This is a genomic window from Geotalea sp. SG265, assembly GCF_022808985.1.
Lineage (GTDB): Bacteria > Desulfobacterota > Desulfuromonadia > Geobacterales > Geobacteraceae > Geotalea.
In genome coordinates this window covers 101,886-122,240 of sequence record NZ_JAKZFT010000012.1, presented here as the reverse complement: position 1 = coordinate 122,240, position 20,355 = coordinate 101,886, and the positions used below count along the sequence as shown (strand labels likewise).

General features: G+C 58.9%; 20 protein-coding genes. 5 read left to right on the top strand and 15 right to left on the bottom strand.

What is annotated here, in order from left to right:
• Nucleotides 1–87: 87 nt before the first annotated feature.
• A complete protein-coding gene (locus ML541_RS14150; RefSeq protein WP_243373790.1) occupies nucleotides 88–402 on the top strand; it encodes a YgjV family protein in 315 nt (104 codons plus the stop codon).
• Nucleotides 403–619: 217 nt separating this feature from the next.
• Here the strand turns inward: ML541_RS14150 and ML541_RS14145 are convergent, their stop codons facing one another.
• The 4 genes from ML541_RS14145 to ML541_RS14135 all read right to left on the bottom strand — a co-directional run bounded on the left by ML541_RS14145 (nucleotide 620) and on the right by ML541_RS14135 (nucleotide 5,235).
• Nucleotides 620–2,026 carry an alginate export family protein gene (locus tag ML541_RS14145; RefSeq protein WP_243373787.1) on the bottom strand — a complete coding sequence of 469 codons (1,407 nt, stop codon included), beginning with the start codon at nucleotides 2,024–2,026 and terminating at the stop codon, nucleotides 620–622.
• 14 nt (nucleotides 2,027–2,040) lie between these two features.
• Complete coding sequence (locus ML541_RS14140) at nucleotides 2,041–3,906, bottom strand: amidohydrolase (RefSeq protein WP_243373785.1); 1,866 nt, start codon at nucleotides 3,904–3,906, stop codon at nucleotides 2,041–2,043.
• Nucleotides 3,907–3,998: 92 nt separating this feature from the next.
• Nucleotides 3,999–4,469 carry an antibiotic biosynthesis monooxygenase gene (locus ML541_RS18995; protein ID WP_347710807.1) on the bottom strand — a complete coding sequence of 157 codons (471 nt, stop codon included), beginning with the start codon at nucleotides 4,467–4,469 and terminating at the stop codon, nucleotides 3,999–4,001.
• A gap of 85 nt (nucleotides 4,470–4,554) precedes the next feature.
• Entirely contained in the window at nucleotides 4,555–5,235 is a 681-nt protein-coding gene (locus ML541_RS14135; protein ID WP_243373783.1) for a hydrolase, read from the bottom strand.
• Between the two features lie 398 nt (nucleotides 5,236–5,633).
• On the opposite strand from ML541_RS14135, the gene ML541_RS14130 reads away from it, so the two are divergent.
• From ML541_RS14130 to ML541_RS14120, 3 genes are all read left to right on the top strand, one after another.
• The gene (locus ML541_RS14130; RefSeq protein ID WP_243373782.1) at nucleotides 5,634–6,233 is read left to right on the top strand and encodes a nitroreductase family protein; all 600 of its coding nucleotides are present in this window, start codon (nucleotides 5,634–5,636) and stop codon (nucleotides 6,231–6,233) included.
• A gap of 200 nt (nucleotides 6,234–6,433) precedes the next feature.
• Nucleotides 6,434–6,865: a MarR family transcriptional regulator gene (locus tag ML541_RS14125; RefSeq protein WP_243373781.1), complete on the top strand. Its 432-nt coding sequence runs from the start codon at nucleotides 6,434–6,436 to the stop codon at nucleotides 6,863–6,865.
• A gap of 18 nt (nucleotides 6,866–6,883) precedes the next feature.
• Nucleotides 6,884–7,621: an SDR family oxidoreductase gene (locus tag ML541_RS14120; protein WP_243373780.1), complete on the top strand. Its 738-nt coding sequence runs from the start codon at nucleotides 6,884–6,886 to the stop codon at nucleotides 7,619–7,621.
• A gap of 79 nt (nucleotides 7,622–7,700) precedes the next feature.
• Here ML541_RS14120 and ML541_RS14115 read toward each other — a convergent pair whose 3' ends face one another.
• Nucleotides 7,701–8,105 carry a pyridoxamine 5'-phosphate oxidase family protein gene (locus ML541_RS14115; RefSeq protein ID WP_243373779.1) on the bottom strand — a complete coding sequence of 135 codons (405 nt, stop codon included), beginning with the start codon at nucleotides 8,103–8,105 and terminating at the stop codon, nucleotides 7,701–7,703.
• A gap of 86 nt (nucleotides 8,106–8,191) precedes the next feature.
• Nucleotides 8,192–8,653 carry a MarR family transcriptional regulator gene (locus ML541_RS14110; protein ID WP_243373778.1) on the bottom strand — a complete coding sequence of 154 codons (462 nt, stop codon included), beginning with the start codon at nucleotides 8,651–8,653 and terminating at the stop codon, nucleotides 8,192–8,194.
• 102 nt (nucleotides 8,654–8,755) lie between these two features.
• On the opposite strand from ML541_RS14110, the gene pabB reads away from it, so the two are divergent.
• A complete protein-coding gene (gene pabB, locus ML541_RS14105) occupies nucleotides 8,756–10,510 on the top strand; it encodes an aminodeoxychorismate synthase component I (protein ID WP_243373777.1) in 1,755 nt (584 codons plus the stop codon).
• Nucleotides 10,511–10,529: 19 nt separating this feature from the next.
• Here pabB and ML541_RS14100 read toward each other — a convergent pair whose 3' ends face one another.
• The 9 genes from ML541_RS14100 to nuoG all read right to left on the bottom strand — a co-directional run bounded on the left by ML541_RS14100 (nucleotide 10,530) and on the right by nuoG (nucleotide 20,333).
• Entirely contained in the window at nucleotides 10,530–11,936 is a 1,407-nt protein-coding gene (locus ML541_RS14100; protein ID WP_243373776.1) for an NADH-quinone oxidoreductase subunit N, read from the bottom strand.
• A complete protein-coding gene (locus ML541_RS14095; RefSeq protein WP_243373774.1) occupies nucleotides 11,933–13,423 on the bottom strand; it encodes an NADH-quinone oxidoreductase subunit M in 1,491 nt (496 codons plus the stop codon). The genes ML541_RS14100 and ML541_RS14095 overlap by 4 nt, the downstream gene beginning before the upstream one ends.
• Nucleotides 13,420–15,330 carry an NADH-quinone oxidoreductase subunit L gene (gene nuoL / locus ML541_RS14090; RefSeq protein WP_243373772.1) on the bottom strand — a complete coding sequence of 637 codons (1,911 nt, stop codon included), beginning with the start codon at nucleotides 15,328–15,330 and terminating at the stop codon, nucleotides 13,420–13,422. Before nuoL ends, ML541_RS14095 begins: the two co-directional genes overlap by 4 nt.
• 6 nt (nucleotides 15,331–15,336) lie before the next feature.
• Nucleotides 15,337–15,645 carry an NADH-quinone oxidoreductase subunit NuoK gene (nuoK, locus tag ML541_RS14085; RefSeq protein WP_243373770.1) on the bottom strand — a complete coding sequence of 103 codons (309 nt, stop codon included), beginning with the start codon at nucleotides 15,643–15,645 and terminating at the stop codon, nucleotides 15,337–15,339.
• Between the two features lie 43 nt (nucleotides 15,646–15,688).
• Nucleotides 15,689–16,174 carry an NADH-quinone oxidoreductase subunit J gene (locus ML541_RS14080; protein WP_243373768.1) on the bottom strand — a complete coding sequence of 162 codons (486 nt, stop codon included), beginning with the start codon at nucleotides 16,172–16,174 and terminating at the stop codon, nucleotides 15,689–15,691.
• 202 nt (nucleotides 16,175–16,376) lie between these two features.
• The gene (nuoI, locus tag ML541_RS14075) at nucleotides 16,377–16,907 is read right to left on the bottom strand and encodes an NADH-quinone oxidoreductase subunit NuoI (RefSeq protein WP_243373767.1); all 531 of its coding nucleotides are present in this window, start codon (nucleotides 16,905–16,907) and stop codon (nucleotides 16,377–16,379) included.
• A gap of 53 nt (nucleotides 16,908–16,960) precedes the next feature.
• Nucleotides 16,961–17,389 (bottom strand): ankyrin repeat domain-containing protein, encoded by a 429-nt coding sequence (locus ML541_RS14070; RefSeq protein ID WP_243373766.1) that lies wholly within the window; start codon nucleotides 17,387–17,389, stop codon nucleotides 16,961–16,963.
• A 34-nt stretch (nucleotides 17,390–17,423) separates the two neighbouring features.
• The gene (gene nuoH, locus ML541_RS14065; protein ID WP_243373765.1) at nucleotides 17,424–18,428 is read right to left on the bottom strand and encodes an NADH-quinone oxidoreductase subunit NuoH; all 1,005 of its coding nucleotides are present in this window, start codon (nucleotides 18,426–18,428) and stop codon (nucleotides 17,424–17,426) included.
• A gap of 12 nt (nucleotides 18,429–18,440) precedes the next feature.
• Complete coding sequence (gene nuoG / locus ML541_RS14060; protein WP_243373764.1) at nucleotides 18,441–20,333, bottom strand: NADH-quinone oxidoreductase subunit NuoG; 1,893 nt, start codon at nucleotides 20,331–20,333, stop codon at nucleotides 18,441–18,443.
• Nucleotides 20,334–20,355: the final 22 nt, after the last annotated feature.

Genomic DNA, 20,355 nt, shown 5'->3' with positions numbered 1-20,355 from the left:
GTGTATTCTGTTCTTCCACGGCAGTGTACTCCTTTCGGGTCGAATTTTCGTTTGGCGACGCAATTCTAACCGGAATCAGGCACTGCCGTGTTGCTTTTTATAAAAGCGAAAAATATTTTACGTTATCGCTTTGCCTGTGCCCGCACCGGCGCCGGCTGGCTGCCGGTGATCGGCTCGTGCGTTTCCACCTACGCGGTATTTACCATGCAGGGCATCCCCATGCGGCTGGCGATCCTCTCCAGCACCTGCTGCTGGCTGGCGAACAACATCATCAGCGGCTCCATCGGGGGCACCCTGCTGGAAGCCGTCATCGCCACCGTCAATACTTACACCATTGCCCATCTGTGCAGGCCCGCAAAAGACCGTTCTGCAGAGCCCACCGGGGGCTGCCTCCCTCAGTAAGAGGTGCCTGCTTGTCACCTGATACCGCGCCCAAAGGATGAGATCCTGGACCGGCACCATGGATTCGAACAAGGCCCATCAGCCCCCCCGCGCAGCTGCACGGTATCATGATGACCGCATCCACGAGATTGTCCAGGACCGCATGCGCCGGGGGATGCCTTTTTAGCGGGATACCGATCAAAATGAACGAGCATCTGAGGCGAAACGATCACCGCTATCAAAACTTGTAGGTTATCCACGTCGTCACGTAATCCACATCTTTGCCCGGTCCTGACTCACGGAGAAATGGGCCGGCCAGGAAGTGGGCATAGATAACCACGAGCGTCATATGTCGATCAAGGTTCCACTCCAACTGCGCTTGGGGCTGACTGCCGATATATCGGGCGTGGCTGTTTTTGCCCGACCTCACCAACGTAACCGCATTGTTGTATATCCCGTCATGCATGCTCTCCCGCCAGAAGAAATCCCAGTTGACCGTTGCGGTCACCTCCTTATCGAAGTGGAGTTGGACCGAAGGGTTTACATTGATGAAGTTGGCGGGGCCGATGAGGCCGTTCTCGCTGAAGTATGCTCCCTTGGGAAAGAGGGGATTGAAGGTCTGGAGATCGGTGCTTTCCGGGTCTTCATCACCACTGGCAATGTCGGCCCTTAGACCGAACCGTGGACTCAGCGGGAGAGAGTGAGTCGTATACCCTGTATCTGAAGCGGCGGTCCAGGCGCGGATGTCCCCGCTGCCAAAGCTCCCCCACTGGTAGAGAAACTCGAAGTTGTAGTCAAGCGGCTTTTTCGTGCGCCACAAGCGGGTACCAACGGAATGACGGGCTTCCCGACCGACACCCTTATCGAACCGGGCCTGGCGGCGATAGAGGCCGAGGTAGTAAAAGTCGGCGTTTCCGCCAGGAAGAAACGGCAGGGGAAAGACCGAATATATCCCCCACAGAGCCTGGTTGTTATCAGGCCCATCATCAAAGACATGCCGCCTGGTTTCGGCAGGCTCTGTCGCAATGCCGTCGATACTGAGGGCATCGGTGCGGTACATGACCCGAAAGCCGTCAAATGCCTGGCGCACATTCGGCCCCTCCCGCACGGAAATTATCCGCTGTGAACCATAAGCCAATTCCTGTCGCCCCGACCGTAGTGTAAGTGCCCCACTGTCGTCGAGCCCCATCTTCAGGTCAAGAAACCCCTGGTGCAGGTCGAGCTCGTCCTCATCGGTGCTGCGGGGGCCGCCCCTGCGACCGTTTTCCAGACTGCTCTGAAGCTGGCTGAAAAGACGGACGTTATCTCCGAAATGCAGGTCGCCATGGAGGAAATAGCGCTGCAGAAAGTACCCATTGGGATCTTGCGCCCCTTCTCCCCATTTGTCGTTTTTGAAGTATTCGTACCGTTCCCGCGCTTCGCCACCAATTGACAGATACCACGAGCCGTCCCCGTTGAGGGGCAGGTACTTGACGGGGTCCCAGAAATCGGTTCGGCGGCTGGGGGCGCGCAGGTACTGGTAGTCCTCATCGGCACGGTTGAGCTCATAGGGAGGGGCGGAAGGCCCGGTTTCCCGGCCTTCCGCCATAGTGCCGCATAACAAAGCTATGCCACACATCGCTATGGCAATTAGGCAGTTGCTCATCGTTCCCCCATACCTCAGAAGGCGAAACAGTCACACCCCAGGCCCCAGAAGTCACCATAGCGGGGGGCTGCGGCTTTGATTTTATCCAGGAACTGATGTGCAGCATGGCTACAGCCGTGGGAGCTGCACCCGGCGGAGTGCGCCGGCATGGGTACGCCGGCACGGGCTGCTTTGCGGACATCCAGCGGCGCACCATACCCGCCATAAACCTTGATGGGCGACCATTCCGGCAGCACCGGCAGTGGAGGTGGTCCAAAGTTCCCGAACTCTCCGGCACCGTAAACGATCCTTCCGTCAACGACAGTAAGAACTGACTCTATTCCCTTGATCCGTTCTTCAGGTACCGTAAAGTAATCATCGGTGAGCACTGCCATATCGGCCAGCTGACCGACGGCAATCGCCCCCTTCTTGCCACTTTCACCCGAAAACCAGCTGCTCCCCTGGGTGTAGAGCTTCAGTGCCTCTTCCCTGCTGAGTCGGTTCGATTCGGTGTATAAGGGGGCACCCCCCACCGTCTTCCCGGTTACCATCCAGTAGAGGGAGAGCCAGGGGTTGTAGCTCGCAACCCTTGTCGCATCGGTGCCGGCCCCCACAGGAATGCCGAGATCGAGCATCTTTCTTATGGGAGGGGTCCTCTCCGCCGCCTGCTTCCCATAGCGCTCTAAAAAGTACTCCCCTTGGAATGCCATGCGGTCCTGAATGGCGATGCCGCCACCAAGCGTCCTGACCCGTTCCATGCTCCTGTCGGAAATGGTCTCGCAGTGATCGAAAAACCAGTTCGTCCCCCTAAAAGGTATTTCGCGGTTTACCTCTTCAAAGACATCCAACATCCGCGAGATGCTTTCCTCATAGGTGGCGTGAATGCGGAAAGGCCATTTGCTTTCAGCCATCAGCGAAACGACATCTTTCAGGTCCTTTTCCAGATTTACGGGAAGGTCCGGGCGGGGCTCCAGGAAATCCTCGAAGTCCGCCGCTGAGTAGACCAGCATTTCGCCGGCGCCGTTGCAGCGGTAGAAGTCGTCTCCTTTGCCAGGCGCAGCCAGTTTCATGCAGCGCAGAAAATCCGCCTTTTCCTCTTTGGGCCTTTGGGTGAAGATGTTGTAGGCCATGCGCACGGTCATTTCGCCGCGCCGGTGCAGTTCCTCCATGATCCCATAGTCGTCCGGGAAGGTTTGCGATCCCCCCCCCGCATCCACAAGGCTGGTGAGACCGAGGCGATTCAATTCACGCATGAAGTGACGGGATGAATTCATCTGATGTTCCGGCGGCAGTTTGGGTTGCTTGCCAACCGTGGCATAGAGAATGCCGGCATTGGGACGGGCAATGAGCAGCCCCGTGGGGTTGCCGCTTCGATCACGCTGGATTTCTCCCGCCGGGGGGTCAGGCGTGTCCCTCGTGTAGCCGCACGCCCTCAGCGCCGCCTTGTTCAACAGCCCCCGGCAATAGAGGTGCAGGATAAAGACCGGTGTATCTGGGGAAACGGCGTTGATCTCTTCAAGTGTCGGCATGCGCTTTTCCGTGAATTGGAATTCGCTCCAGCCGCCGATAACGCGGACCCATTGCCCCAGCGGCGTGCGCTCAGCCTGTTCTTTAAGCATGCGCAGGCCGTCGGCGAGAGAAGGGACGCCGTCCCAGCGAAGTTCCAGATTGTACGTGAGCCCGCCGCGGATCACGTGCATGTGCGAATCGTTGAGCCCGGGGACTGCTCGACGTCCCTTGAGATCGATTCTTTGGGTTTTATCGGTAGCAGAGTTAAGAAGCTCCTCCCCTCCGACGGCGGTTATGCGTCCCCCTGCAATGGCAACGGCCGAAACCTCGGATCGTGGTCCAGCCAGGGTAGAAATCTTACCGTTGTACAAAATCAAATCAGGAATATTCATAAGGATTACCTCCCGTTAGTGCAGCCACGGCTTCAAGATTTTGACCAGCACCGGCATGACTGCCCAGGTCAATAGGATCACTATCCCCACAGCTATGAAGAGGGATGGAGATTTCCTACCAGCGGCTTCACCAGCCGAGGCACAAGAATGCTCACCGGCCATACCCCAAGCGCAGTGACCAAAGCCATCTTCCAACGGGGCGGCTGAGCCGCTCCCGCTCGTCCAGGGAGAGTGAACCAGGCTTCAAGTCCCGTCAACTCCTGGCGGACAGGGCCTCCTTCCGTCAACTGCGCGACTTTTTGCTCCCACTGCCTGAACATCGCGGAGTCGTAAAAGCGGTCACGGGCCTGACAGCTGCTGAAACGGCGCACGATCCCGTATTCGCGAGACCTGCTTCCGGGAGGAGGCCGAACTACGTGCACCCCCAGCTGTCCCTCTGTCTCGAATGACGCCGCTATGAAATCGTGCAGTGCAGATTCAAAATCCTGCTCAAGGCCAGGCTTGGCAGTACGAAGTGTCAATACAGCTACCTGATCCCCGACGTCTGTGGACTTGTCTTTCATGGCGCACCCGCTAACGAAAAGGGGGCGAATTACCGCCCCTTGGAAACTGCTAGTGGTCATCCGGAGTTTCCGGGATGACCACTAGCTATTTCCCCAAATCCTTCTGTGCTTCGCTGGCGTGCTCCCCGAGCATGGCTTTTGCGTAGTTAATGCCGAGACCATACCCTCCGGCATGTTCCTTCGCCACGCTCATTACTGCGTTGTATGTTTCCTGGCGAGCCCAGTCGCGCTGCCATTCCAGGAGCACCTGCAACCACGTCACCGGTACCGCTCCCGCCTGCACCATTCTCTGGATCGCCATTTCGTGAGCCTCCATCGTCACCCCTGCCGAGGCATCAGTGACAATATAGACTTCAAATCCGTCATCAAGGGCGGAGAGTGCGGCTGTGGCAAGGCAGACTTCCGTCCACAGGGCGGCCATGACCAGTTTCTTTCTATCCGTTTGCTTTACGGCTTCGACCACTTTCGGATCTTCCCAGGAGTTCATCGTCGTGCGGTCGATTGGGTTGTATTCCGGAAACACTTCCTGGACATTGGAGAAAATGGGCCCGCTGAAACTCTTGGCGGCAACGGTGGTCAGGACCGTCGGTACCCTGAAAATCCGGGCTGACTTTGCCAGGCCCGTGACGTTGTTGACCAGGAGCTGCACATCAATGGAGTGCGCTGCAAATGCCATTTGCGGCTGGTGGTCGATGAGCAGCAGCATTGAGTTTTGCGGAGTTAACAGACGCTGGCTTGGTCCACCTTTTCCTATAATGGGGGCCATGATCTTGTCTCCTTTGTTTTTTTGATCCGAATAGACTCCATATTGTTAAATTATACTAACGCACCATGGAGACGCCAGGAACAAACAATTTACTTGACCAGGCACGGCAATACAGTTTAAGTTTAAACTATATTATATGAACGTAATTGGCGTCTGAAGATGTGGCATCTTTTCCATCTATTGCTTTTATCTGCAGCACTGATCAATACCGCCTGGGCCGAATGGTCGATTCTCACCGAGGCGGGACTGTTGCGGGGACTTTTCTTCAGCCTGTTTTTCATCCCCTTCGCCCTGTTTGCGACAATAGGGTTTCCGCCAAAAAGGTGGTTTGCACGGGATTAGGGACAGGACGAAAAGATAAGTCCGGCGACAATAAATACCCAACAAAAGGAGAAAAAATGAGTACTTACTGGAATGCCGTGAAGGGAAGAAGAAGTTACTATGCCATCAATAAAGAGCAGGTGACCAATGATGAGCGGATTGAGGAAATCGTGGGCGAGGCTGTAAAACACGTGCCGTCGCCGTTCAATTCCCAGAGTGCCAGAGTAGTGGTCCTGCTTGGCGAGCAGCATGACCGGCTGTGGGACCTGGCCAAGGCCGAGTTGAAGAAGATCCTGCCTGCGGAAGGTTATCAAGCCACTGAAGAAAAAATCAACGGCCTTTTCCGCAGCGGCTACGGTTCGATTCTATATTTCGAGGATCAAAGCGTCGTCGAAGGGCTGCAACAGGCATTTCCCTTGTACCGGGATAATTTCCCGGTGTGGTCCAACCAGTCGTCGGGCATGCTGCAATTTGCAGTATGGTCGGCACTGGAACTTGAAGGCTGGGGCGCATCACTGCAGCACTACAACCCGGTGATAGACGAGGCAGTCAGGGCAGAGTGGTCTCTCCCCGCCAACTGGAAGCTGGTTGCGCAGATGCCCTTCGGCAAGCCGGTCGGACAACCCGATCAAAAAGAGTTCGCACCCTTGGCGGAACGATTGAAACTGTTCAAATAACGCCCCTCGGGCGCGCTCACAAATAGTGTCCACCGCAACGCAACAGCCCTTTCAGATTATCTTGAAAGGGCTGTTGCGTTGGGCGGCTCGGAAGCATCGGTAAACAGTCCGCCATAATGGGAGGAACGGGAATTGGTTGTCTTGACAACTATTGTTATGACATCTATTATTGAGGAGATATATTTCTTAGGAGACGTCACATGCCCTTCCTGCTCGATGAGTCCATAGGTTTCGTCGTCAACCAGACAGCCCTGAAACTGCGCACCGAGATGTCCCGCCGCCTGAAGCCCTTTGGGCTGACGCCGGAGCAATGGTCGGTCTTGAACCGGCTGGCGGAACAAGACGGCATTTCCCAGCGGGAGCTGGCCGATCGCACCTTCAAGGACCAGCCGACGATCGCCCGCATCCTGGACAAGCTGATGGCTTTGGAGCTGGTACGGCGAGATGACAGTACCAGCGACCGGCGGGCTTTCACCATCATCATCACCGATCGGGGACGGGAGCTGCGACAACGCATCCTTCCCGTTGCGGAGGCCATGAACGACGACGCAGGACGGGAATTGTCCGACGATGAGCGCCGGCAACTCTTCCGGATGCTTAAACAACTGCAGAAGAACATGGGGAGCAAATGACCCCGAGAAGGAGTAGCTATGGAAATCAAAGGTACGGTGGTAATGGTGACCGGCGCCAACGGCGGTATCGGTCAGGCATTGGTCAAGGCATTCATTGAGCAGGGTGCTGGAAAGATCTATGCTGCGGCACGGGATACATCAGCGCTCGCATCCTTGGTGCAACTGGGCCAGGGGCGGGTCGTGCCGGTGCAACTTGACATCCTGAACGGCGGCCAGATTGCACGAATTGCCGGAGAGTGCGCAGACGTGGAGATTCTGGTCAATAATGCCGGCATCAACCGGGGCTTGTGGTTCCTGGCGCCGGCAGGTGCGGACGCGGCACGGGATGAAATGGAGGTGAATTTCTTCGGCACCCTCGCCATGTGCCGGGCTTTTGCTCCGGTGATGGCTCATCGAGGCTCAGGGATCATTGCCAATGTCTGTTCAATCCTCGGTCTTGTCAACATGCCCGCCAACGGCACCTACTGCGCATCAAAGGCTGCCGGCCATTCGCTGCTGCAAGCCCTGCGCGGGGAACTGGCGCCGAAAAACCTGCGCGTCGTAGGCATATATCCCGGTCCTGTGGATACCCGATTGACAGCAGGGTTGGAGATCCCAAAGGCTTCACCGGAAGGGGTGGCGCAGGCAATCGTCGAAGGTCTAGCCGCCGAAGCCGAAGACATTTTCCCCGACGAGATGTCCCGGCAAGCCCATGCCATGATGCTGCAGGACCCGAAGCTGGCCGAACGGGAATTCGGGAAAATGGTCCCCGCCTGAGATCATCCCCATTGCAATAGAATTAGCCTGAAGCGAAGAACGGCCCGGGGACTTAGTGCCCCGGGCGTTCTTGCACCGGTCAGAATGTGAAGGTCTGGGGAGGGTTGCCGCTGAAGTCGGCAATGGTGGCACCGGCCCCTTCCAGGTAGAAGATCTCGAAGGCAGGGTTGTCGGCAGTTTTGTAGATGGACTTCACCAGGGGATTCCCTTCCAGAACCTTTTCCTTTATGGGTCGATCCTGGGAGAACACGACTTTGCCATACAGTCGCAGCCAGGCGAACTTCTCGTCGCAGATGCTGAATTCGACTGCAGGATGCTTCTGCATCTCCCGATAAACGGGCTTATTGTTCGCGGTGCAGAAATAAAGCCTGCCGCCGTCCTCCAGCATGAACTGGAAGGGACGCACCTTGGGATTGCCGTCGAGGCCTACGGTGGCCAGGTAGACCGTCCGGTTCTTGGTGAGAAATTCCGTTACCGTTTTCATAGTGTTTGCTCCTTGTTGTGTGATCGCTGTGGAGAACCATCAGCGTAAGGCCATGATTGGACATCCAACCATTTGCCGAAAAAAAATCAGAGGTTGCTGTCGATCTTGCTGAGAATCCTCACCACCTCGTTCCGCTCTTTCTCGGAAACATTCTTGAAGATCGTCGCCAGCAGGTTATCGGATATTTCCCTGAAAGCTGGCTCCAGCGCCCGTCCATCCTTAGTCAGACTGACATAGGAGTAGCGCTGGTCGGGACCGCTGCTGTTTTTCGTCACATAGCCCAGATTCACCAGTTTATCCACCAGGACTGTAACCGTAGATTTGTCCCGGCCGACCACCTCCGCCAGTTTTTTCATGGATACTTGCTCTTCCTGAAAGAGATGATAGAGGATGCTGCCATGGGAGGCCACGAGCCCCTTGACGGCACAGCGCTCCAGTTCCCTGGCCAGGTAGCGGTTGATCTTTTCCCTGACGACACCGATAATGTGGGCAATGTTGGAACCGTTCATGCCCTTAAAAATAGTTGGACACCCAACTAGTGTCAACATGTTTTTTCCTTCACCTGTTTTTAACTTGGAAATATCTATGCTATAAATGCCTTACATCTGTTTCCATCCGATAAATCCACCTAAATGAGTAGCCATCAATCAATGCATGCACATGACAATCACGTCCTGATACGGGACTGCGCGGCCGATTGCTGGCTTCATTTTGATCGCCCCGTTGAGGTCGTACAGGCTCATGCCGTCGCTGAAGTGCTCTCCTGTCTCAGATATGTGGAGGAAGCTGTTGATCGACGCGGATTGTACGCCGCAGGAATGGTCGCTTACGAGGCTGCGCCCGCATTCGATCCTGCGCTGCAGGTGCGACCTGATGACAGCGATCTGCCGATCCTCTGGTTCGGGCTGTACCATGGGCCACAACAGGCTACCGGTTTCCCTCCATCGGAATCGACCTGGCTCAAGGTGCCCTGGCTTGCCACAGTTTCGCCTGAAGCGTACCGTTCGGCTTTCGAGCAGATAAAAGAGCACATCAAAAGTGGCGACACCTACCAAGTGAACTACACCTACCGCCTGCGCGGCCCATCATCGACAGCCACCATCCATGACTTCCTCGGCCTGCTGCAGGGGAAGTCCGCACCGTTCGGCGCCGCTATTACCACCAAGTCGTTTTCCATCCTCAGCGCTTCACCGGAGCTTTTCTTCAGCCTTGACGGCGAGATGATCGAGTCCCGGCCCATGAAGGGTACCATCGCCCGGGGGCTGACCCAGGAGGAGGACTGGCGCCAGGGGCAAGCCTTGCAGAATTCGGAGAAGGACCGAGCGGAAAACCTGATGATCGTGGACATGGTGCGCAACGACCTGGGCCGGATCGCCGAAACGGGCAGCGTCCATGTTCCCCGCCTCTTCACCCTGGAGAAGTATCCGACTCTCTGGCAGATGACCTCCTCGGTCAGAGGGCGGACAAGGGCATCGGTCACCGACATCTTTGCGGCCATGTTTCCTGCCGCTTCCATTACCGGGGCACCCAAAAACCAAGCCATGCAGATCATCGCCAATCTTGAGACATCACCGCGGCGGATATATACAGGCTCCATCGGCTTTATCGCCCCCGGACGCAGGGCCCAGTTCAATGTGGCTATCAGGAGCATGCTTTTCAGCGGGCAGGAGAATGCCGTCGAATACGGCACTGGCGGGGGAATTGTCTGGGATTCCCAGTGGCAGAACGAGCTGGCCGAATCACGTACCAAGGCGGCGGTGCTCCGGGCGCGCCCGGTCGGTTTTTCGCTTCTGGAATCCATTCTCTGGACGCCTGAAGAAAGATACCGGCTGCTGGAACACCACCTGAAGCGCATGGCACAGTCGGCGGCATATTTCGATTATTCCATGGCTGAGGACGACCTGCGCCGGCATCTGGCCGACCTCTCCCGGCGGCTGCAACCATTCCCCCACAAGGTCAGGCTCCTCCTGGAGCAGGACGGCACCTTCACATCACAGGTCGAGCCGCTGATCCAGTCCGGCGATACATCACCCAAGGAGGCCGCCGTTGCCCCCTTTCCGGTGGATAAGTCGGACCCGTTCCTCTATCACAAGACCACCTGCCGGGATGTGTACCGGCGATGTCTCGCCGCCTGTAGCGGGTATGACGATGTGATCATGTACAATGGGGATGGCGAGGTGACCGAATCCACCATTGCCAACGTGGTGGTCGATCTGCATGGGGTGCTCTGTACCCCACCCGTTCAGTGCGGCCTGCTGCCGGGCACCTTCCGCCAGTCACTCCTGGAAATGAAGAGGATCGAGGAGCGAATCATCACGCTCGACCAGCTTCACGGTCATGATGTCTACCTGATCAACTCGGTACGGGGCATGTACCGCGTCAAGGTGGCGCCCCCAATTAGCTGAAATAGCTGCCGGGCAGGCTTCAGGGGATGAGTCGTCCAATCGCCTGGAGAAGCGGAGCCGGATAGATGCCGATGAAAAGGATGGCTACTGCCGAAGCAGCGAGGGCGAGGGTTTCCGTGATGGAGGTTGAACGTTCTTCAGGCAGGCGTGTGGGATGCATGTAGAGGTTGACCACCACCCGCAGGTAATAGAATGCCGATGCCGCTGCCGTGAGTATGCCGATGATGGCCAGGGGAACCTCCCCTCCCCTGAAGGCAGCATAAAAGATGAAGAACTTGCCGATAAAACCGACGGTGGGGGGGATGCCCGCCAGGGCGAACACGGCGAGAGCCAGCACCGCCGCCGGAAAGGGCCGGCTGTAGCCCATTCCCCGCAAATCGTCGATCTCCTCCCCAGCCCCCCCTCCGGAGAGAGTGGCCACGGCGCCGAAGGCGGCCAGATTCATGGCCGTGTAGGCCACCACGTAAAGGATCACCGCCGTAAAGCCCTCCCCCGGCCCCCCCAGAAACGCCAGCATCACGTAGCCCATCTGGGCAATGGAAGAGTAGGCGAGCATCCGTCTCACATTTGATTGCAGCAGTGCGGCAAGGTTCCCTGTCACCATGGAAAGCAGGGACAGTCCCCAGAGCGGACCGTGCAGTGCCTTCCCCCCCCCTCCTTCCCAGAGAAGCAGCAGGACGAAAACGATGGCCGTTCCCTTGGAGGCGGTGGAAAGGAAAGCGACCACCGGCGTCGGCGCCCCCTGGTAAACATCCGGAGTCCAGAGATGGGCCGGAACCAGGGATATCTTGAAGGCGATGCCGACGAGGAGCATTCCCCAACCGGCGAGGGCAAGAGGGTCGCTGCCGGTAACCGCCAGGGTCAATCTGGCCGCCTCACGGGTATTGAGGGTCCCGGAAGCACCATAGAGGAGGGCGATGCCGAAGGCAATGCAGGCGGCGGAAATGGCCCCGAGCAGGAGATACTTGAGCCCTGCCTCCGCCGATTCGCTGCGGTTCAGGTCGATGGCGGCAAGGATATAGAAGGCGAATGTCATGGCCTCGACCCCCAGGAAGAGGATGAGGAGGTTGGTCGAGGCGCTGACCACCACCATGCCAAAGGCGGCAAAAAGAACCGTCGCCGGGTATTCTTCGCCGCGGATGCCCCGTCCCCTGTTGTAATGATGGGAAAGGAGCAGGGTGACGGCTGCAGCCAGCAAAAATACCGTGCTGAAGAAGCGGGCAAAGGGGCCGAAGGCGATGCCAAGGGTGGGTGACGTGAAAAATAACGGCATGGCCACAGTCCAGGCGACGGCGCCCAAGGTGGCAACCACACCGAGGCCGGTGCCGAATCCCCCCGGCCTGACCGCACCGGCAAGAAGAATGAGCAGGGCGCCGCCGGCCAGAATTACCAGGGGCATGACGCTCCACAGATCGTTAATGGTCATGGCGCCCCTCCCCCGGACAGGAGTTGTACCGGTGCCCGGACCAGTTCCAGCACCGGGGAGGGATGGACGCCAAGATAGAGCGCCGTCACGGCCAGTACGGTCAGAAGCGCCCCCTCGCGCAGGGACAGGTCGGCCAGAGGCATTGCCGTCCGCTCCCGGACGAAGAGCACCTCCTGCACCAGGCGCACCACGTAGATAAGTCCGAGAACGACGCCGAAGAAACCGAGGACAACGGCCCAGGGAGCGACCGGAAAGGTACCGGTGAGAATGATGAATTCTCCGGCAAAGTTGTTAAGTCCTGGAAGCCCGGCGGAAGCCATGGCAAAGAAGAGGAAGAAAAAGGAGAGCATGGGAACCTTGCCCCAGAGCCCCCCATAGGCATCTATTTCCCGGGTGGCGGCCCGCTCGTCCAGCATCCCCACCAGGGCGAAGAGCGCTCCCGTGGTGACTCCGTGGTTGACCATCTGCAGAATGGCGCCGGAGAGGGCCAAGGGGGTCCAGGCAGCGATTCCCAAGGCAACAAAGCCCATATGGCCGACGCTGGAGTAGGCGACGAGCCGCTTCATGTCCCGCTGGGCATAGGCGACCCACGAGCCGTAGACGATGCCGATCACCGCCAGGATAAAGAGCAGCGTCGCACTTGCCCTGGCAGCCTGGGGAAAGAGGGGAAAACCGAAGCGGATCAGGCCGTAGGCGCCGGTTTTCAGGAGCAGGCCGGCCAGGATGACGCTGCCTGCAGTGGGTGCGTCGGTGTGGGCGTCGGGCAGCCAGGTATGAAGCGGGAAAAGTGGTACTTTTATGGCAAAAGCGAGGAGAAAGGCGGCAAAAAGCCACCCGGCCGTGGTGGGGTCAAGATGGGTCTGCAGCAGTGCCGGCAGAGCAAAGGTATAGCTGCCGCTCTGGGCGCCGTGGATCAGGTAGAGGGCGATGATCGCCAGGAGCATGAGCAGCGATCCCGCCAGGGTGTAAAGGAAGAACTTCACCGCCGAATAGATGCGCCGCCCATGCCCCCAGATGCCGATGAGGATGAACATGGGCACCAGCATCACTTCCCAGAAGAGATAGAAAAGCACCAGGTCCAGGGCGAGGAAAACCCCCATGATCCCCGTTTCCATGACGAGGATAGCGGCAAAATGCAGGGCGACCCGCTCTTCTATGCCGCGCCAGGAAACAAGCACGGCGATGGCGGTAATAAAGGCGGTCAGAAGCACCATGAGCAGATTGATGCCGTCCAGACCGAGGGTGTAGCGGATACCAAGACGCCCGATCCAGGAATAGTCCTCCACAAACAGAAAGGCGAAACCGGACGGGCCTGTGGTGGCGGAACCGGCACGGGAAATGAACAGGCTGCAGACAGCCAGTTCGGCCAGGGCCGTGACCAGAGCAATCCACCTGGCCAGCCCTTCCCGTTTCCAGAATGGCAGCAGGGCAAGCCCCCCCACCAGGGGAAGGAACACCACTATGGAAAGCAACGGATACGCCATCACCACACCGTCCAGGCAAGATAACCGAGGATCAGAGCTCCCCCGGCAGCAAAACTGGCGATGTAAAGGGAGACCTGGCCGCTGGTCCAGCTACCCAGGCCCCGTCCCATCCGCCCCAGAATCTCCGCCAGCCGGTCCAGGGCATTGTCGATGACCCCTTCGTCGATCCGCTGCCACAACATGTCCGCCAGCGCCTTGTAGGGGCGGATAAAGAGCAGGCGGTAAAGATCGTCCGCATACCAGCCATTGAGCAGAAAGGCGGTGATGCCGGTTGCCGGCTGCACCGCTGCGGAAATGGCCCTGCCCCGTCCCCTGCCATACCTGATATGGGCAACGGCAAGGCCTGCCAGGGCCACGACTGTGGCAACTCCCTGTAGCGTCAGCTCGATGGCGTGTCCAGCCCCCGCAGATTCCTTGCTTAAGGTGCCGGAGAGAAAGCGCTCCAGCCAGCCATGGCCTAGGTAGGAAGGCGGGTTGATCAACCCGCCAGCGAGCGCCAGGATCGCTAGAGGTATGAGCATCAGCTCCATGACCCGCGGCACGGGAGAGTTCCCCCTCCCCTCATGGGCCCCCAAGGGCCTAGAGGAGAGGGCTGGGGAGAGGGGACCGAAGAAGACCAGATAGACCATGCGGAAGGTGTAGATGGAGGTAATGAGCGCCGTCACCAGGCCGAGAACGTAGAGCCCGCCATAGAGGGGCCCCCCCTTCTCCCAGGCCGCCAGAAGGATGGAGTCCTTGCTGAAAAAGCCACCGGTGAGCGGAATGCCTGCCAGGCAGACGGCACCGGCAAGAAAGGGCCAGAAGGTGAGCGGCAGACGGCTCTTCAGCCCCCCCATGCGGAAGATGTCCTGTTCATGGTGCATTGCCGCAATGACGCAGCCGGCAGCGAGGAAGAGCAGCGCCTTGAAAAAGGCATGAATCAGGAGATGAAAAGTAGCGGCACTAATGGCGCCGCAGCCGACCCCCAGCATCATATAGCCGATCTGGCTGATGGTGGAGTAGGCCAGGATGCGCTTCAGGTCCCGCTGGGCTAGGGCACAAGTGGCCGCATAAAAGGCGGTCAGGGCGCCGGTAAGGGCGATGGCTGCCTGCACAGTGGTGGACGTGCCGATGAGGGGAAACATTCGGGCGAGGAGATAGACTCCGGCGGTGACCATGGTTGCCGCATGGATCTGGGCGGAAACGGGGGTCGGGCCGGCCATGGCATCGGGAAGCCAGACCATGAGTGGCAGCTGGGCCGATTTGCCCATGGCGCCGAAGAGCAGGAGCAGTCCCAAGGCGGTAACGACACCGACCGGCATCAGGAAACCAAGGCCGTTCAGCTTGGTAATGGAAAGGGTGTGGAAGAGCTGGAACATCCAGAAGATGGCAATGCCGAAGGCGGTGTCGCCGATACGGGTGACGATGAAGGCCTTGCGCCCGGCGGTGGCAAATTTTTCCTCACGGTACCAGAAGCCGATCAGGGCATAGGAGCAGAAACCGACCCCCTCCCACCCCAGGTAGAGAAGCGGCAGGTTCTCCGCCAGCACCAGCAACAACATGGCGAAGACGAAGAGGTTGAGCAGGGCGAAATAGCGGGCGTAGTCGGCATCGCCGGCCATGTAGCCCACGGAGTAGACATGGATCAGCCCGCAGACGAAAGTGATCATCAGCACCATGACCAGTGCCAGCGGGTCGAGATAGAGGCTGAAAGGGGCCTTGAGATCGAAACTCGCCAGCCATGAGGCAAGTTCGACCTTCACCGGCGACTGATAGGCGCCATAGGCAAGGAGACTGCAGACGAAGGCACCCCAGACGACGCCGCAGGCCAACCATTCGCTAATGCGCCGGGGCAGATTTCTGCCGACGACGGCATTGACCACCCCCCCCATCAAAGGCAGGACGAGTATGAGAACCAGGTAGAGTTTCAAGATATCTCAGCCTTTCATGCTGTTGAATTCATCGGCATTGACCGTCTTCCGCCAGCGGTGCAGGTAGACCACCAGCGCCAGAGCCAAGGAAACCTCGGCAGAGGTCATGGCCATGATCATCAGGGAAAAAACCTGTCCATCTGCACTCCCCCAGTAGTTGGCCGCGCCGACAAAGGCGAGCATGGCCGCGTTGAGCATGATCTCGATACCGATCAGCATCATGATGACATTCATCCGCCAGACCATGGTGCAAACCAGGCCGAGGACGAAAAGAACGCCAGCTAAAATCAGTATATGCAACAAGGGCACGATCATGATGAACCTCGAACACCGAACCTTGAACCTCGAACTTTGTTCATCACCGTCGCCTCCCCAGATACAATGCTCCGACAAGCGCGAACAGCAGCTGCATGGAGATGATCTCCACGGCAATGCCGTATTTCTGGAAGAGCGCCCGGCTGAAATCACGGATGCCGATCTCGGCCACCGGCCCAGGCACCGGCTGGGGCCGTGCCACGAGCAAAGCAACGAGCGCGGCCAGAATAATGCTCCCCATGAGAAGGGCCGGCCACCAGTGGGCGAGGCGGGGCAGCCCTACCTTCTCCGGGTGGCTCAGGTCGAGCATCATGATGACAAACATGAAGAGCACCATAATGGCACCGGCATAGATGATTACCTCGAAAACCGCCACCAGTGGAGCGTTGAGAAGAAAAAAGATCACCGCCAGTGCAAAGAAGGAGGTGACCAGGTAGACGATGGCATGGACCGCATGTTTTTCGGTGATGGCGAAGATCGTGGCAACGACCGCCACCACCGCCAGTATGTAGAAAAGTGCCTGTTCCATTGTAAACCTCGAATCGGTCAACCACGAATGGGCACGAATAAACCTGCTTTTATCCGCCCTTTATACGCTCCGTGAAAACCCCTCTGACTTTTCACGTTGCCGGAGGATTTTCTGTAAGAGCTATGACATGCAGTTACTTTCTGCTTTTATTCGTGATAATTCGTGTCATTTGTGGTTAAGAAAGCATTTAAAAAACGGCACATTAAGGCATAAGTCCCCGCGGGTCAACCGGTGGCTTTTCATCGCTATTGCCGCCGCGGGGGTTGACAACGCCGATGCCGGCATGGCGGTAATAGTTGTAGTTCGGGTCTTTGCCGCAGCCGTCGATGAGCAGGTCTTCCTTCTCGTAGATGAATGCCGAGACATCCCGCTTGCAGAATTCGTAATCGGGGGTCATCTGGATGGCCAGGGTCGGGCAGGCCTCGGCGCAGAGGCCGCAGTATATGCAGCGGGCGAAATTGATGCGGAACCACTCGGCATAGCGGCGACCGTTGGCCCCCTCCGCCGACTGCATGGAGATGCAGTCCACCGGACAAGCGGCAGAACAGAGGTAGCAGGCAACGCAGCGCTCGCCGCCGTCCGGGTCACGGGTCAGGACGATCCGCGCCCGGAAACGCGGGTATGGCGTCCGTTTTTCCTCCGGATACTGAATGGTCACCGGTCTGCGGAAGATGTGCTTCCAGGTGGTCCACAGGCCGACCGACAGCGCCTTTATATCCCCAAAAACAGACATGCATCTCCTTGCTTCTATTACTCAATGAGTTTCTCCCCATCAAGGAGGAGGGGCTAGCCAATAGCGTGGGGTTTTGCCCGTAACACCTTCTTCAATATCTCCGCCGTATCTTGGTGACTGTTGTTCTCGGCATACATGAGGGCGGTGTTCCCCAGCAGGGTTCGGGCATTGACGTCGGCACCGGACCCGAGCAGGTCCTGGACGCATTCGTTGCAGCCGTAAATGGCGGCAAGCATGAGTGGCGTATGCCATTCCCGGTCCCGCGGGTCCACCTCGGCCCCCGCCGCCAGCAGCTCCTTGATGGCAATGGCCCTGCCGTTGGCTGCCGCATAGTGGAGGGCGGTCTTGCCCTTGTTGCTCTTGGCATTGAGATCGGCTCCGCGGCTGATGATATCCTTGATTGCCCCCACGTCCCCTGACTTTGCCGCCTCGATCAGGGGCGTGTGCCCGTTTTCATCCATCTCGTTCAGATTCTCGCTCATTGCATTTCCCCCTTTTCATGCATCTGGCTGATGGTTAGTATTGGAAGCTCCCGGAAAGCATTAAGTACCAGCCGGTTACCACAATGTTGACCAGCGCCAGTGGCGTCAGCAGCTTCCATCCCAGGTGCATGAGCTGGTCGTAGCGTAGCCGCGGCAGTGTGCCGCGAACCCAGATAAAGAAGAAGGTGAAGGACAGGGTCTTGATGAGAAACCAGACCACGGGAGGGAGCCACGGTCCGTGCCAGCCGCCGAGAAAGAAGGTGGTGGCCAGCGCGCCGAGAACGATGATGTTGATGTATTCCCCCACGAAGAAGAGGCCGAAGCGCATTCCCGAATACTCCGAGTGAAAACCCGCCACCAGCTCCCCTTCCGCCTCGGGAAGGTCGAAAGGGATGCGCCGGCATTCAGCGATGATGCTGATGAGAAAGATGACAAACGCCAGCGGTTGGTAGACGATGAACCAGACCCCCGACTGGGCAGCGACAATCTCCGACAGGCTGAAGGAGCGGGCCAGCATCACCACCGGCACCAGCGAAAGCCCCATGGAGAGTTCGTAGGAGATGAGCTGGGCCAGGCCGCGGATGCTGCCCAGGAGTGCATATTTGGAGTTGGAGGCCCACCCCCCAAGTGCGACGCCATAGACAGCAATGGAGGAGAAGGCCATGAAAAAGAGCAGGCCCACATGCAGATCCGCCACCTGCAGGGGAAGCTGCCGCCCCAGGATGTTCAACGGCGCGCCGAAGGGGACGACGGCAAAGGTCATGATGGCCGGGATGGCCGCCATTGCCGGAGCGAGATAGAAAAGCCAGCGGTCAGCCGCCGCCGGCAGCATGTCCTCCTTGGTCAGCATCTTGATCACGTCGGCCACCGGCTGCAGGAGCCCCATGGGTCCCACCCGGTTCGGCCCCTTCCGGTCCTGAATCCAGCCGAGAATACGCCGCTCCGCATAGACCAGGCCGGCAGCCGTGGTGAGAATGACGGAGAAGACGACGCCGATCTTTGCGGCAATCAGCAGTATGTACAAGGGGTCACTATTCACGCGTCTTCACCGTCATAATATGCTCACACCCCCCCCATCCGCATTCAGGTGGCGCAGCTTCTCCCACGGTCCGGAAAGCGGCTCGACGATCTTTACCCCGCCAAGTCGCTCTATCAGGGCGGCAATGATCTGCCAGGAGGGGAAGACCTCCCCGCCGGGAGGGGAAAGCCGGTGCACGTGAGGCGGGTGGAGCGCCGGGTCGAGCCCCTTCACCGGCACTCCAGGCTCCATCACCTTCTTGAACCGCTGGGCCCGCCCCTCATTGTTGACAAAGGTCCCGTCCGCCTCGAAGGTTGTGGTGGCGGGAAGGAAGACGGCGGCATCGACCATGAGGTCCGAGGGGAGGTAATCGGCCGCAGCAATCAGGGGAAGGTTTGCAAGCAGGTCTGCCGCCACATCCGCCTCAAAGGCAATGATACCCTTTATTTTCCCACCGGCAACGGCAGTTCGCAGATCGCACACCCCCAGCTCGGCCGACAGCCGCGCCGCGGCAAAGGCATTGGCTCCCGGCAGAATAAATGCCACCTTTGCCCCGGTGTCTGCCGCGGCTTCGATGGTCGCCGGGTCCGCCCGGCCCGTACCGCAGATGATCACCGGGTTTTTGAATTTCCCAAGGGGAACCTGGGCAAGGGAGGCGGCGCCTGTGACGGCAACGCCCAGTTCCGCGGTCAGTGCCTCGCCGCCGCCTTCTACGGCAAAGATCTGCGCCCCTTTGCGCCAGGCCTGGCGCACCGCCAGGGCCATCATAGCCCCTTCAGCCGGCAGGTCGCAGGCCATGACGATCACCCCATCGGCAGCCTGGACATCGGCCATGGATGCGGCATTCGATGGGGTCAACCTTCGAACGGCCGCCATAGTCCTTTCCGCCTCCTTCGTCTCCGTAAAAAAGCAGAGGGTGGCAGTTCCCAGGGCCTCCGCCAGTCGGGGCAGCATGACCAGCCCCTCCAGGGGAAGCCGCGTAGAACCGACGAGGGCGATGCTGTCCCTGCCATGGATTGCCGCAACTTCCCCAATCCTCCCCACAAGGGCATCGAGGGCCTGATCCCAGCCTGCCTCCCCCCCGGCAATGCGGGGCGAGCGCGGTCTCGCCGGATCGTTGACCGGAGATTTCTCGAACCGCCCCCGGTCGCAGATGAACCAGCCATTGACCGCGTCGTTCCTGCGGGCCATGATCTTGAGCAGTTCCCGGTAACGGGCAGCCGGGATGGTATTGCAGCCGAGGGAACAGTGGGGGCAGATGGAGGGCGCCATCTGGTAGTCCCAGTACCGTGCCCTGAAGCGGGCCGTCTTGTCGGTGAAGACACCGGTCGGGCAGATGTCCACCAGGTTGCCGGAAAAGGGGGACTGCAGGGGTCCATCCTGAAAACGCCCGAAGTAGACCCGGCCGGCACTCCCCATGACCCCGAAATCGCTCCCGCCGGCAAAATCCTGATAGAAGCGGGCACAGCGGTAACACTCGATGCAGCGGTTCATCTCATGCTCGATATACGGCCCGAGGAACTGGTTGTTGAAGGTCCTCTTCTTCCCCTGGTAGCGGCGGATGCCGTGCCCCCCGGCGATGGTGTAGTCCTGGAGCAGGCATTCCCCCCCCTCGTCGCAGACCGGGCAGTCGTGGGGATGGTTGATCATCAGCCACTCGATGACCAGCTGGCGCATTCTGTATGCTTCCCCGTCGGTGGTGGAAACGACCATGCCGTCCTGGGCGGGGATCATGCACGACATCTGCACCCCCTTCACCGGCCCCTCCAGGAACTTCATGGCGCAGAGCCGGCAGGCCCCGACGCTCCCCAGGGCGGGGTGGTAGCAGAAGTGGGGAATCCAGATCCCCACCTGCTTGGCCGCTTCCAGGACACTGGTTCCGGCAGGCACCTCAACGGGTATGTTGTCGATGGTCAGTCTGGGCATGGCCGCCGCTGGCTTCTCCTTC

What these genes read in the sequence shown, in the direction of transcription:
- ML541_RS14145 (WP_243373787.1), bottom strand. Translation starts at nt 2,026, where the DNA reads ATGAGCAACTGCCTAATTGCCATAGCGATGTGTGGCATAGCTTTGTTA.
- ML541_RS14140 (WP_243373785.1), bottom strand. Translation starts at nt 3,906, where the DNA reads ATGAATATTCCTGATTTGATTTTGTACAACGGTAAGATTTCTACCCTG.
- ML541_RS18995 (WP_347710807.1), bottom strand. Translation starts at nt 4,469, where the DNA reads ATGAAAGACAAGTCCACAGACGTCGGGGATCAGGTAGCTGTATTGACA.
- ML541_RS14135 (WP_243373783.1), bottom strand. Translation starts at nt 5,235, where the DNA reads ATGGCCCCCATTATAGGAAAAGGTGGACCAAGCCAGCGTCTGTTAACT.
- ML541_RS14130 (WP_243373782.1), top strand. Translation starts at nt 5,634, where the DNA reads ATGAGTACTTACTGGAATGCCGTGAAGGGAAGAAGAAGTTACTATGCC.
- ML541_RS14125 (WP_243373781.1), top strand. Translation starts at nt 6,434, where the DNA reads ATGCCCTTCCTGCTCGATGAGTCCATAGGTTTCGTCGTCAACCAGACA.
- ML541_RS14120 (WP_243373780.1), top strand. Translation starts at nt 6,884, where the DNA reads ATGGAAATCAAAGGTACGGTGGTAATGGTGACCGGCGCCAACGGCGGT.
- ML541_RS14115 (WP_243373779.1), bottom strand. Translation starts at nt 8,105, where the DNA reads ATGAAAACGGTAACGGAATTTCTCACCAAGAACCGGACGGTCTACCTG.
- ML541_RS14110 (WP_243373778.1), bottom strand. Translation starts at nt 8,653, where the DNA reads ATGTTGACACTAGTTGGGTGTCCAACTATTTTTAAGGGCATGAACGGT.
- pabB (WP_243373777.1), top strand. Translation starts at nt 8,756, where the DNA reads ATGCATGCACATGACAATCACGTCCTGATACGGGACTGCGCGGCCGAT.
- ML541_RS14100 (WP_243373776.1), bottom strand. Translation starts at nt 11,936, where the DNA reads ATGACCATTAACGATCTGTGGAGCGTCATGCCCCTGGTAATTCTGGCC.
- nuoK (WP_243373770.1), bottom strand. Translation starts at nt 15,645, where the DNA reads ATGATCGTGCCCTTGTTGCATATACTGATTTTAGCTGGCGTTCTTTTC.
- ML541_RS14080 (WP_243373768.1), bottom strand. Translation starts at nt 16,174, where the DNA reads ATGGAACAGGCACTTTTCTACATACTGGCGGTGGTGGCGGTCGTTGCC.
- nuoI (WP_243373767.1), bottom strand. Translation starts at nt 16,907, where the DNA reads ATGTCTGTTTTTGGGGATATAAAGGCGCTGTCGGTCGGCCTGTGGACC.
- ML541_RS14070 (WP_243373766.1), bottom strand. Translation starts at nt 17,389, where the DNA reads ATGAGCGAGAATCTGAACGAGATGGATGAAAACGGGCACACGCCCCTG.
- nuoG (WP_243373764.1), bottom strand. Translation starts at nt 20,333, where the DNA reads ATGCCCAGACTGACCATCGACAACATACCCGTTGAGGTGCCTGCCGGA.